The organism is Bacillus sp. FSL W8-0640 (assembly GCF_038007725.1).
GTDB classification, from domain to species: domain Bacteria; phylum Bacillota; class Bacilli; order Bacillales; family Bacillaceae_G; genus Bacillus_A; species Bacillus_A cereus.
Genome location: NZ_JBBOXT010000001.1, coordinates 1391105 through 1404161, shown reverse-complemented (window position 1 = coordinate 1404161; position 13057 = coordinate 1391105). Strand labels below are relative to the sequence as shown.

Sequence of the window (13057 nt, the reverse complement as noted above, 5' to 3'; positions counted from 1 at the left end):
GCTGTTCTTTTTTTATCTCTATTTAAAATACACAAAGTTTTTTATATATTTTTAGAAAAACCATTGACAATGATAATGATAACCATTATCATTTATTATGAAGCCAACAATTGATGAATCAACCAAACGCTCAGTAACATTGTTACCCCTCTTTTTCATATAGAAAGGCACTGTACATTCCCCCTGTTTGTACAGTGCCTTTCTTGTTTATTATCATTCAAAAAAATTTAATTGCTCCGGCTTCGGCTCACCATATGTAATGTTCATCATTTTCATAAGCTGTTTCGCATTATCTGCTGCATCCCCACCTGAATTGTTGTTAAACAGTACGTATATATCCTTTGTTTTCTTTTTTAATTGCTCTAGTCGTTCAACCCATTCTTCCAGTTCTTTATTGTTGTAGCGATATAAACAGCGAACCGCTCTCCAATTTTCCCCTTTATCAAGCCAACCATGAACATTTCGACCGTGAAAACGTATTAATGCCATGTCTGAATTCGTAACCTCTAACACGAGTGGCACAGAACCTATCCCAGCCTGTGGTTCATCACAAATTGTATGAATCCATTTCTCCTGTTCTAGAAACTGTAACGTCTTATCTCTCATTTCTGGATAAAACCATGTTTGATTTCGAAATTCTATTGCACATGGTAAACCTTCCATTTTTTCTTTCGTATATCGAAGAAAATCTACATTTTTCTTTTTGCAATCAAACCATGGTGGATATTGAAATAAAATTGTTTTTAATTTATCAGCTTCTATTAAAGGAAGAATAGACTGTTTATACACATCAAACATCTCATCGAACGTAGAAAAAGGAATTTCACCTTTCATATGTCCTGTCATTCCTTGATACGCTTTTACGACAAAAGAAAAATCTTTCGGCGTTTCCATTGCCCATTTTATATAATTTCGTGCAGGTTGCATTGCGTAAAATGAACTATCCACTTCCACAATAGGAAAATACTCGCTATATGTTCGTAATTTATTTCTATTTTCATAGGGATTTATGTATAAAGAATCATGATCTCCCCATCCTGTCACTCCAATAAACAGCACATATACCCCTCCCTTTTAACTTCATCTTCAATTCACTTTCCAAACACTTTGCATCATGTAGCCTTTTCTTTAAGAGTATCCTTATAAAAATATGATATACTATATGGAAGAATTTTTAAAATGAGGGGTTATTTATTTATGCTTCCAAACGATGCTACTGTATCTCATGAAAAACGAATTGAAGAACTAGAAAATAAAGTACGTTTTTATGAAGAACTTGTGAATCAATTACCACATCATTTCACATACAAAAATCCACATATTGGTTTACGAATAAAGAAAACTAGAACGACTCATTCCATTCAAGAAATACCAAAAGAGAATAAAGAGGCTCATTTTCAACTTACTTGTGATTCATTATTTTTATTTGAACAACTTGAAAAACACTTTGTACATATTTTTGATGCCTTTTCACATCATGTAACCTTTATCGATAGTAAAGGGAATATTACTTTATGTAATCAAGTTGCTGCAGATGATTTCGGTGTAATACGAAATGATATTATCGGAAAACCGATTCAACAATTACTAAACTTGCCGGAAGAAAAAATTAAAGCAATTGAAACATTAAAAACGGGAACAGAAATATATAATGAAGAAGTTTTAGACAAAAACTATGGCATTATAAATAACCGAATTATTCGCGATTATAACGGGGAGATTTTTAGAGTTATTAGTGTCTTTCATTATTTAAATACAGAACGTGATGCTGAGAAGTTTTCGTTAGCAGGGCGAATCGCAGCTGGAATTGCACACGAAGTACGAAATCCTCTTACAACAGTACGAGGATACTTACAATTTTTACAAGAAAGCATTTCTCCATCAAATAAAGAGTTATTTAAAAACTTGCTTATCCCTGAATTAGATCGTGCAAATAATATTATTACAAAATTTTTAGCCATTTCAAAAACACGGGAATTTACAAGAGAACCGTTTCCCATCAATACATTTTTACGTGACTATATTCAACAGTTACTAGCTAGTGAAGTCTCCTTGCATAATATTTCAATTGATTATAACTTCTCTAATGAATTAGATGATATTTTAGTCAATATTGATCGACATGAACTTGTTCAAGTGTTTTTAAATCTATTTCAAAATGCCGTCGATGCTCAAGGCGACAAACCTCTTTCTATTCAAATTACTAGTTATCGCCTTAATAACTTCGTTCGGATTACTTTCACAGATAATGGAATTGGTATTCATCCAGCTATTCAAGAATATATCTTTGATCCATTCTTCTCAACGAAGGATTCGGGAACAGGACTAGGCTTGTCAGTAACAAAAAAAATCATCCAAAATCATAACGGCACATTAAAAATGACTAGTAATGAAGATGGTACAACTTTCACTATTTCAATTCCAATCTTACCTAAAACAACCCTTGAAAAATTAAATCAATGTAAATAAAGGACTAATCCACGAACTACATGCCAATTGTTAAACACTCCCAACAATTAGCATGTAGTTTTTTATGTTGCACTTTTCTTCTTTACATTATATAAATCTTTCTCTATATCTTACTTATTTCTTTCGTAGGTGGGCCAATTTCTTATTTTTTTTAGAAATGGTAGTTTGTCCATCACGAATTTAGTATAAATTTCATTTTAATATATAGTAATGACTAATGATTCTATGAAAGAAAAGAATGAAAAGATGAACAATAAAAATAAAGGAAAAGTATTTTATGGTAATGATTGTTGCGAAGTAAGAGCATGTAACCATATTAACATCCCTAAGTCAGAACTTACAGAATTTGTTATACTTCTTCAAGCTCTTGGTCAAGCTATTCCAGTTCAATATGGATTTGGTTGCCTAGGCGGAGGAACTACGGGGACTACTGGTGCTCAAGGGCCTCAAGGCGCTCAAGGACCTGCGGGCGATACAACTGCGACACTATCTGTCTTCCGAATTTACTAACCACAATTTCCGAAAATATTTTGGGAGGACTAAGCACATTTATAAGTAATAGATGTGATTTTGATTGTCTATTAAATCTCTCTTTTAATAAAAAGGAGCACTTGTTTGGGAGGATAAGTGCTCCTTCTTTACGTTTCTTTACCTCAAATTTACTCTATCTTAATCCTCATTTTGTATGATAAATAATGAAGTCAAAGATATGAAAGAGGGATGAAAAATGAGAGTTATGTCACCGATACGCATTTGGATTGCTCTTATGGTATGCATTATTTTATGTGTAGGATTTTTTTTAACTCTAAAATATTCCACTATTTCAAAAGCAGATAGAAAAACTGTTCCATACAAAATTTTGTATACGAAACAAAGCAACATCCCTTATTCCAATGCAACAAAAAATGAAAAGAAAGTTATAACGGGAATGCTTATTACGAAAGCTTCTAGTTCCGAAGCGTTACTTCAAATTGCTGAAACGATTAAAGATCAGTATACAAATAAAAAAATCGATGAAATTACACTTTCTATCCACAATGAAAATAATGGTAATTACGAAGAAGAATTACCTTACGAACCTATTAGTAAAGGAAAAATAATTGTCACATACGATTCTCAATCCTTTGGCAATACGAACATTATACTTAACGAGTAGTAACTAGTACGGAGAAGGGATAATTTCAATCGTTTAAAGTTTCATTTTGTTTTTCATACAAAAAAGAGGCGAATTTCATTATTCGCCTCTTTCTTTTACCAAAATGAAGGAATCCATTCTTTCACTTTATCAATCCACTCTTGTTGCTCTTTTTTTCTTTGTTGTTCCTCTTCTTTCCTTCTCTTCTCTTCTTCTTTTCTTCGTTTTTCCTCTTCTATTGTAGTCAATTGTTTTTTATAATCAGCCTCAGATATGAGCGATAACTGAAATGCTTTTTGAGCTGGATTTGCGTTCGCTTTTTTCATAATATCCCGGAACATTGTCGTCGTAATTTGACTACCACCCGGAACATAATGATCGCTATCTGTTTTATCATATCCTACCCAAATCGCACCTACCAAATCTGGTGTGTATCCAACAAACCATGAATCCTTTGCGCCGGTGCTTGGGCCATTTACAATTTGAGTAGTTCCTGTCTTACCGGCCGTATCAACATTATTAACTTTCGCCTTTTCACCCGTTCCCTTTTCGACAACGCCTTTTAATAAATATGTCATCTTTTGAGAAATTTTCTCGCTTGTCACTCGTGTCTCTTTCTTATACCACTTTCCAATCGTTTCACCTTCCGCATTTTGTATCTCTCTAATCGCATGAGCTTCCACTTGAACACCATCATTTGCAAATGTACTATACGCTTGAGCCATTACAAATGGGGATGTTCCTACATGCATACCGCCTAAAGCGATTGGATACGTACGATCTTCTGGCACTAATGGAATACCAAATCGCTCTAAAGATTTCAATCCTTTATCTAATCCAATCTGTTCCAATAGCCAAACAGCCGAAACATTGTACGACTTTGCCACAGCTTCATACATTGTCACATCACCGTGAAAAGTATGATCGCTATTTTGTGGTTTATATTCTTTAATATTAAATGGTTCATCCTTTAATATATCGTATACTTCATACCCTTGTTCTAAAGCGGGTACATATACAGCTAGAGGCTTTAATGTTGAACCTGGCTGTCTTTTTAATTGCGTAGCATGATTAAATTGTAAAAACTGATATGGTCCTCTACCCCCAACTAAAGCTGGAACACCGCCTGTTTTGGGATTTATAAGGACTACACCTGTTTGCATAAGTTGATCTGAGCCACTATCTTTGAAATAACTATCATTATTCACAACATCTTCTACAGCTTGTTGTTTTTTCGGATCAAGCTCAGTATAAATACGATAACCACCTGCTAAAATTTCATTTTGTGTTAATTCGTATTTGTCCATCGCTTCTCTAACAATATAGTCTACATATTGAGAATATTTTCCCTTGTATTTATCATCCACACCACGTTTTAATACAAGACCACTCTCTTTTTCTTTATTATACTGTTCGTCAGAAATATATCCTTGCTCTTTCATTAAGCTTAATACGACATTACGTCTTTCAATTGACTTGTTAAAGTTTTTATAAGGTGAATATGCAGATGGTGCTTTAATTAAGCCTGCAATCGTTGCAGCTTCTGAAATTGTTAAATCTTTTACATCTTTATCAAAATAAGATTTTGCTGCCCTTTTTATACCCCAAGCACCTTCCCCAAAATAAATTTGATTCATATACATTTCAATAATTTCATCTTTTGTATAAGTACGTTCTATTTTTTTTGTTAAAAAGTATTCCTTTATTTTACGAGAAAATGTACGATCTTGTGTCAGAAATACATTCTTCGCAAGCTGCTGTGTAATTGTACTTCCCCCTGCTACAACTTCTCCTGCTGTAATATTTTTAAAAACCGCACTTATAATTCCACTATAATAAATACCATGATGGTTAAAAAATTCCTTATCTTCTACTGCAACAATTGCCTGAACCATAATATCAGGAATATCTTTTCTTTTAACGCCTTCTGTTTTCGAAGAAGCTAATTTAGTTGCGACCTCATTATTTGCATCATAAATTAAAGTCGGTTGTGGAACAGCTTGTTTTAGTTCAGATATGTCTTGAATGGAAATTATTATATTTACAGCAATAAATAGAGTAACGAATACACTTCCCAATACAATTAATGAATTACGAAGTTTCTTCCTCTTATTGAACCACTCAAGCATTTTTTTAAAATGAGTGTTCTTCAATTTCATTCGTTCACTTCCTTCATTTATTTACACTCTTCTTTTTAAAAGGAAGAATATACCGCCTTTTAAATTTATTATAATAACGTAGTCATTCCTATAGTGTAAAGCTTTTCTTTTACATTCATACTTTTTGCAAGAAAAGGACATTCTACAAGTAAGATATTCACTATTGGATATTAATATTATTAATAGAACAACGAGAGTTATGTTAAGTTTTTGTAAACTTTTCGATAAAATGTTTTAAAAAACGACAGTTTTTTGTTAGAATTGATTAGCCAATATATTTTACATATATTACTTTTGTGGGGGTAACAATAATGGTCTTTAAATCAAAAAAAGATAAATTTTCTGAAATGTTAATGAATGTTTCCGAAAATTTAAAAGAAGGCGCGCAGTTTTTCGTGGAGTATAAAATTAAAAATGCTAGCGATTTAAAAGAGTTTTCTATGCGCATGAAAGAGTATGAGTCAAAAGGTGACTCATTTATTCACGAAATCATTATGGAGTTAAACAAAGCGTTTATCACTCCGATTGAGCGTGAGGACATCCTACAACTTGCAATGAGTATGGATGATGTATTAGACGGATTAGATCACAGTGCTGGTCTGTTCGAAATGTATTCTATTACAGAAGCAGATGAATACATGATTAAATTCGTAGAAGCAATTAATCAATGTGCGATTGAGATTGCAAACTCTGTTGAATTAATGTCTAACAAAAAATTAGTCGACATTCGTACAAATGCGATTAAGATTAAGGATTATGAATCACAGTGTGATGATATTCGCCGTCATGCGATTAAGAACTTATTCTCTCGTGAAAAAGATCCGATTAAGATTATTCAATTTAAAGAGATTTACGAAGAGCTTGAAGAAGTAGCTGATAGCTGTCAAAGCGTTGCAAACGTATTAGAAACAATTATTATGAAGAACGCGTAAGGAGTTTGATCATGGATACACTCTTGATACTGACCGTTTTAGTAGTCATTTGCGCTTTAGCTTTTGACTTTATCAATGGATTTCACGATACAGCAAACGCTATTGCAACGGCTGTTTCAACGAAAGCTCTAAAGCCTAGACATGCCATTATTATGGCGGCTATTATGAACTTTTTGGGCGCAATGACATTTACAGGTGTAGCAAAAACGATTACAAAAGATATCGTTGATCCATTCGCCTTACAAAATGGTTCTCTTGTAATTTTAGCTGCTTTGCTTGCGGCGATAGCTTGGAACTTAATTACTTGGTACTACGGTATTCCAAGTAGTTCTTCGCATGCAATTATCGGCTCAATCGCAGGTGCAGCAATTGCGGCCGCTGGGATTAGCTCGCTAAATCTTAAAGGATTTATTAAAATTATTGAAGCTTTAATCATTTCACCGATTATCGCTTTCGTTATTGGTTATACCGTATACAGTATTTTTAAAGTAGTATTTAAAAACTTTAACTTAACAAAAACGAATAAGAACTTCCGTATATTCCAGATTTTCACTGCAGCATTACAAGCCTACACACACGGTACGAATGATGCACAAAAAGCAATGGGAATCATTACGATGGCTCTTATGGCTAATAACTATCATACTTCTAGCGATATCCCGTTCTGGGTACAATTATCTTGTGCTATCGCAATGGGGCTTGGTACTTCTGTCGGCGGATGGAAAATTATTAAAACTGTCGGTGGACAAATTATGAAAATTCGTCCTGTAAATGGTGTAGCTGCCGATTTATCATCATCACTTGTTATTTTCGGTGCAACATTCATTCACTTACCGGTTAGTACGACGCACGTTATCTCTTCTTCTATTTTAGGGGTTGGTGCTTCTCACCGTGTGAAAGGGGTAAAATGGGGAACTGCAAAACGCATGTTAATTACATGGGTTATTACACTTCCTATTTCAGCTTCTTTAGCTGCTCTGTTTTACTACCTATTACATTTTGTTTTCTAATCAAAAGTCGTCTTCCTTATTTTTCTAGGAAGACGACTTTTTTGTGAACAAGCCTATTTCTCATTAAAAAGCGTGTATAATAATTGGTGGATAAGTTATTTAGAGGAGTTGGCAATTTTGGAATACATCATGTTACTTTTCATCGGACTAATCGCCGGAACAGTCGGCAGCCTAGTTGGGCTTGGAGGCGGAATTATTATTGTTCCGTTATTAATTGGATTACACAGTTTATCACCACAACTTGCAGTAGGGACTTCTATGGTAACAGTCGTTTTCACAGGACTATCTTCCACCCTTACTTACATGAAGCATAAGCGAGTAGATTATAAAAGTGGACTTATTTTATTTATCGGAAGCGGCCCTGGTGGTATTATCGGATCATGGGCAAATAAATTTTTAAACCAAGACACATTTTCTTTATACTTTGGGATTTTCCTTATATTCGTCTCAATTCTACTTATGCTTCGAGACAAATTAAAACCTCTTTCCCTCTCAAATACGTCTGTAATTAAGCGTTCTTTTACAGATAATGATGGAAATACTGTACACTACCAATTCCCACCGTTTCTTGCTATCTTTATCGCCTTTATAGTTGGGTTTATATCTGGATTATTTGGAATTGGTGGCGGTGCCTTACTTGTTCCAGCAATGATGCTTCTTTTTGCATTCCCAGCACATATTGCAGTAGCAACTTCAATGTTCATCGTATTTCTATCAGCAATTGTAAGTTCTGTAACTCACATCTCACTTGGAAATGTCAGCTGGATTTATGCATTAATCCTGATTCCGGGTGCATGGATTGGCGGAAAAATCGGGGCTTACATTAATACAAAACTAAGTGGTAACGCCGTAATTAATTTATTACGTATTACGTTGATTATTCTTGGAACTAGATTAATCATTATTTCCCTTTTATAACGTATTCTTTTTAGAATGCGTTTTTCTTATACACATGAATATAAAAATCCTCCGAGGAGAACAAATAAAATTAAACAAACACATAATAACATATAATTTGAAATATGTACTTTCTTCAAGTTGACCACTCCTATAACTGCGACTGTTATCTTTATGATAGCGAAAAAATAGTTCACTTGCAGTTACAGAGTGCTAACAATGCAAAATCAATTATTACAAATTTTATCCTTATATTTCATTTCTTTGTATATTCTATCGATTTAATAAAAAAAGATGTCATATTGACATCTTTTTTAATGAAGAAGTGACCACCCCATGAAGTCTTCATGTACTTGGCACGCCCTCTTATCGTTTCGATCATATAATTCAGCATAGCTATCTGTTTCTTCATCATAAGCCATCGTATAAATAATTTGGCCGTCTACTTCAACGGATAAAACGACTCCACCTTTCATCTCTTCTACATGAATGATAGCATTCGCCGGAATTCTCATATCCGTCATTCTCATCGCATCTAACAATATACTAAACCCCCTACAGCGTATTCATTGCTAGTACTATTACACACTAAATAGTATACTACTGTAATAGCATACATTTCGTCAATGAAATTGCTGTTGAAATAGCATATTGTCTATATACATATACGCTAAAATAGAAGAAATAGAAACATATTAATGGGGGGCTAACATTGATTCTACACAAAGGAGATGTACTATTCCGTCAAGGCGAGGACGGTCCTTTATACTTTATAAAAACAGGCTTATTAAAAGTAGTTCGGCTAGAAGAAGACGGAACACCATTTTTATTCAACATTATCGTTCCAGGTGAAACGATACCTCATCATTCTTTAATTTCACCGAAAGAATATCACGGTACAGCTATCGCTTTAATAAAAACAGAAGTGGAACCGATCACTAATAGTGAATGGTACGAGAGACTTCAAGCAAATCCCGAATCGTATGCTAACATCGCTATGCAATTGCAATCTAAATTAAGAATGATGCAACAACGAATTGATCAATTGACAACCGTCTCTCCGAAAGAACGTCTTCATCGTTTACAAGAATGGTTCGCCCTATATTTAGGTGACATTCCTATATATGAAATATTAACACAAACCGAAATTGGTCAACTGATAGGTATACGTCGTGAAACAGTAAACCGTTTATTACGAGAACAAATAAAAAACGAGGTAAAATAAATACCTCGTTTTTTTGCTTATTGTAAGCTTGTTGCTGGGCCGAAAAATTCATAATGAATATGCTCTTGTTTCACACTTAAATCAGTTAGTGCAGCATTTATATGCTTCATAAATGCTACTGGACCACAGAAATAAAACTCTGCTTCAGTTGTCGGAATAATAGTTTTTAACCATTCACTTTCAATGAAACCTTCTTTATCAAAGTTCTTCATTTCTAAATCTTTTTCAGTCGGTGCAGAATAACAAGTATATGCTTTAACTTGTTCATATTCATTTTCTACTGTCTTAACGTGTTCTTTCATTGCATGTGTATTACTATTTATTGCTGCATGAACAAAATATACATTACGTTTTGAATCTTGTTCAATTAACGTATTTAACATACTCATCATCGGTGTAATCCCTACTCCACCACTAATTAGTACAACTGGTAATGTTGAATCCATATTTAACACGAAATCTCCCGCTGGTGCACTTACTGGTAAAACATCTCCTTCTTTTACATGTTCATGTAAGTAATTAGACACTTTACCGTCTGGTGTATCTACACCTTTTTCTTTTTTTACACTAATACGATAATATTCTTTCCCAGGAGCATCGGATAAACTATATTGACGATTATGTGTATATGTCTCACCTTCAATATTGATTTGAATCGTTACATATTGACCTGGGATGAATGAAGAAACTTTCCCTCCATCTTCAGGTTTCAAATAAAATGACGTAATAACATCGCTTTCCTTCACTTTTTTAACAATCACAAAGTTGCGGAAGTCTTTCCATCCACCTTCTTTATGTGCAGCTTCTTCATACATCTCTGCTTCAATGCTAATGAATGCATCAGCAATGACACCATATGCTTCTCCCCATGCATTTAAAACTTCATCAGGTGCACCTGCGATCTCTTTAATGGCACGTAGTAAACATGTACCTACAATCGGGTAATGCTCTGCTTTAATACCTAAACTTCTATGCTTATGACCAATTTGTTTTACAACTGGAATAATAGCTTCTAAATTATCAATGTACGTTGCAGCTGCATAAACAGCATTCGCTAACGCTTGTTGTTGTCTTCCCTTTTTCTGATTTGTATGGTTGAAAATATTCAATAACTCCGGATGTTCCGAAAATAAAATTTCATAAAATCTCGTTGTAATTTCAACGCCTTTTTCTTGTAATAATGGTACTGTTGACTTTACGATTTCAATTGTTTTTGCACTTAACATTGTATCCCACTCCTCTATTTCCTTAACTGTTTTTAGTTTAACTGAATCTTATAATGCAGATTGTGATTTTAATCACTATTAACACGGTGTTTTTGTGAATAATATATGAACATTGTATTTACAAAAGAAAATAAGCTAACTAGAATTCTAGCTAGCTTATTATTTTGTTTGTATAGCTTGTTCAATTACTTTTATATCTTTCCCATCGCCAAACTCCGTATATCCCCAGATATTCGTTTCACCTCTATATTTATTTACGATAATATCCAAGTCATGATATACACGGTGGGCATACACTACATACTCAATATTTTGAAGTTCCACACCTTTTTTTACAATTTCATAGCTTCTATTTACATCACGTTTTATTTTTTCATTCTTTATTTCTGTATGTATATTTTTTAACGATGATTCTTGTTGTTGAAACCATTGCTTAAATTGATTCCAATCCCCGTCTGTATAATTCTCTGCTTTACCGTAATTTAAGAAATTATTATAGCTTTCATGTGTCATTCGAATAAAATTTAGCACTTTTGTCTCTTCTTGCACATCTTCTATTTGAGCTATTGTATTTACCTCAGCAGGCTTATTCGCATAATGTAACAGCACTTTCATAAGACTATAGCTTGCAATGATCATCACGATAATAATCCCGAATACACTTAACAATTTCTTCATATACAGAACTCCTTCTCTACTAAAAATATTACAATGTATGACTATACTTGTAACTTTCTCTCGTAGAAATATAATTCCTGTATAAATTCTTCCTATCATTTCGACAATATTTTTCTATACATTTCTCGTTGGCAAATGTTCTTGTAAAACAATATATCCTTCATAAGCTGTGTAACCGAGTATAGCCATTAATCCAATATAACAAGCAAATACTGTCCATTTCGTTTTCGCATCCACTTTATAATAGTTTTCTTGTTGTTCCTTTTCTGTTTTCCATTCATTTAATTTTCTTTCTGACGCTTCAAATGCTTCCCTTATGTGAATTGTATACTCATCTTTTTCATCTTCATATGGAACATAATCTAACGGTTCGAACTTCGGTAAAAGATACTCTAACACTTCCATTTTTTGAAGTTCACCTATTTGTAACTCTTTTTCCCGTTCTCTTTGTCTTAATGCATTCATCTCATGATGCATCACGTATATAGTCCGATGTACAGCACCCGTTTCTTTTAATTCCTCTTCAAGCCTAGTAACATATTCTTTCATCCCATCAATTTTATGCCCTAATTCCTTAATCGGCTCATCTCTCTTTATTACTCTATATAACTCCATACAACCGATAATAACAATAAATCCTCCCAAAATACTTTTAAAGTAAATTGAATAGCCAAGTAATAAAATAAGGCCTGCTCCCCAAATTTTAGTACTGACAACTGAAATAATTCGCCCACCATCTAGCGGCGAAACGGGAATTAAATTAAAGAAATTAATCATACTTCCAAGCAAAATAACAAGCGCCCAAAATGGCTCTTTCGTCATTATATAAAGCGGTATCGCGGGTAAAAATGACAGAAGTCCGAAAAGCGGACCCATATAGGCAATGTAAGCTTCATCTTTCGCATTTTTCGGCATCTCTTTCATTCCAATAAGGGCCCCCATAAATGGAATAAAGATTGCTGGCGATGTTGGGATCCCCTTTCTTTTCGCAGCCCATAAATGGCCCATTTCATGAACAAACAACAAATAAATGAGCGCCACTCCAAATTTCCAACCATATAGAACTGCGTATGCGCCAAGCGATAGAAACATACTAAATACCGTTGAAAACTTTGCTAATTTAAAAATTGCAAATACCCACTTTAACTTAGACAGTAAAAATAGACCTATCGCAACAATAATTCCCCATAATCCTTTTTTATTATTTTTCATATTCCTCTCCTTTATCTCTCATTAATGAATCATATTCATTCATTAAAGCTTGTTCTTTTCTCTATTATGACATATTTTTTTCTATTGTTAGAAATAATGTTTATATAATCCATT

General features: G+C 33.7%; 13 protein-coding genes. 7 read left to right on the top strand and 6 right to left on the bottom strand.

Annotated elements, in window-relative coordinates; all coding sequences use genetic code 11:
* Positions 1-213 precede the first annotated feature (213 nt).
* Positions 214-1059, bottom strand: coding sequence for a DUF72 domain-containing protein (locus N2V80_RS07355; protein ID WP_000897354.1), 846 nt, complete (start codon positions 1057-1059; stop codon positions 214-216).
* Positions 1060-1197: 138 nt separating this feature from the next.
* On the opposite strand from N2V80_RS07355, the gene N2V80_RS07350 reads away from it, so the two are divergent.
* From N2V80_RS07350 to N2V80_RS07340, 3 genes are all read left to right on the top strand, one after another.
* Entirely contained in the window at positions 1198-2469 is a 1272-nt protein-coding gene (locus tag N2V80_RS07350; RefSeq protein WP_000937241.1) for an ATP-binding protein, read from the top strand.
* A 225-nt stretch (positions 2470-2694) separates the two neighbouring features.
* Complete coding sequence (locus N2V80_RS07345) at positions 2695-2979, top strand: hypothetical protein (RefSeq protein ID WP_061654652.1); 285 nt, start codon at positions 2695-2697, stop codon at positions 2977-2979.
* Between the two features lie 217 nt (positions 2980-3196).
* Entirely contained in the window at positions 3197-3625 is a 429-nt protein-coding gene (locus N2V80_RS07340; protein ID WP_001265589.1) for a hypothetical protein, read from the top strand.
* A gap of 95 nt (positions 3626-3720) precedes the next feature.
* Here the strand turns inward: N2V80_RS07340 and N2V80_RS07335 are convergent, their stop codons facing one another.
* Positions 3721-5763 (bottom strand): transglycosylase domain-containing protein, encoded by a 2043-nt coding sequence (locus tag N2V80_RS07335; protein WP_061654651.1) that lies wholly within the window; start codon positions 5761-5763, stop codon positions 3721-3723.
* Positions 5764-6074: 311 nt separating this feature from the next.
* On the opposite strand from N2V80_RS07335, the gene N2V80_RS07330 reads away from it, so the two are divergent.
* From N2V80_RS07330 to N2V80_RS07320, 3 genes are all read left to right on the top strand, one after another.
* Positions 6075-6695 carry a DUF47 domain-containing protein gene (locus N2V80_RS07330; RefSeq protein ID WP_000231449.1) on the top strand — a complete coding sequence of 207 codons (621 nt, stop codon included), beginning with the start codon at positions 6075-6077 and terminating at the stop codon, positions 6693-6695.
* Between the two features lie 11 nt (positions 6696-6706).
* Positions 6707-7705 (top strand): inorganic phosphate transporter, encoded by a 999-nt coding sequence (locus tag N2V80_RS07325; RefSeq protein WP_000380273.1) that lies wholly within the window; start codon positions 6707-6709, stop codon positions 7703-7705.
* A gap of 117 nt (positions 7706-7822) precedes the next feature.
* Positions 7823-8623, top strand: a complete 801-nt coding sequence (locus N2V80_RS07320; protein ID WP_061654650.1) for a sulfite exporter TauE/SafE family protein — start codon at positions 7823-7825, stop codon at positions 8621-8623.
* Positions 8624-8916: 293 nt separating this feature from the next.
* Here the strand turns inward: N2V80_RS07320 and N2V80_RS07315 are convergent, their stop codons facing one another.
* Positions 8917-9144 (bottom strand): hypothetical protein, encoded by a 228-nt coding sequence (locus N2V80_RS07315; RefSeq protein ID WP_000883009.1) that lies wholly within the window; start codon positions 9142-9144, stop codon positions 8917-8919.
* A gap of 170 nt (positions 9145-9314) precedes the next feature.
* Between N2V80_RS07315 and N2V80_RS07310 the strand changes: the two genes are divergently transcribed.
* Entirely contained in the window at positions 9315-9827 is a 513-nt protein-coding gene (locus N2V80_RS07310) for a Crp/Fnr family transcriptional regulator (protein ID WP_000600581.1), read from the top strand.
* Between the two features lie 17 nt (positions 9828-9844).
* On the opposite strand, the gene hmpA is transcribed toward N2V80_RS07310, so the two are convergent.
* From hmpA to N2V80_RS07295, 3 genes are all read right to left on the bottom strand, one after another.
* Complete coding sequence (gene hmpA / locus N2V80_RS07305; RefSeq protein WP_000947317.1) at positions 9845-11053, bottom strand: NO-inducible flavohemoprotein; 1209 nt, start codon at positions 11051-11053, stop codon at positions 9845-9847.
* A 159-nt stretch (positions 11054-11212) separates the two neighbouring features.
* Positions 11213-11731 carry a hypothetical protein gene (locus N2V80_RS07300; RefSeq protein WP_000735526.1) on the bottom strand — a complete coding sequence of 173 codons (519 nt, stop codon included), beginning with the start codon at positions 11729-11731 and terminating at the stop codon, positions 11213-11215.
* Between the two features lie 114 nt (positions 11732-11845).
* Complete coding sequence (locus tag N2V80_RS07295) at positions 11846-12943, bottom strand: site-2 protease family protein (RefSeq protein ID WP_000794491.1); 1098 nt, start codon at positions 12941-12943, stop codon at positions 11846-11848.
* Positions 12944-13057: the final 114 nt, after the last annotated feature.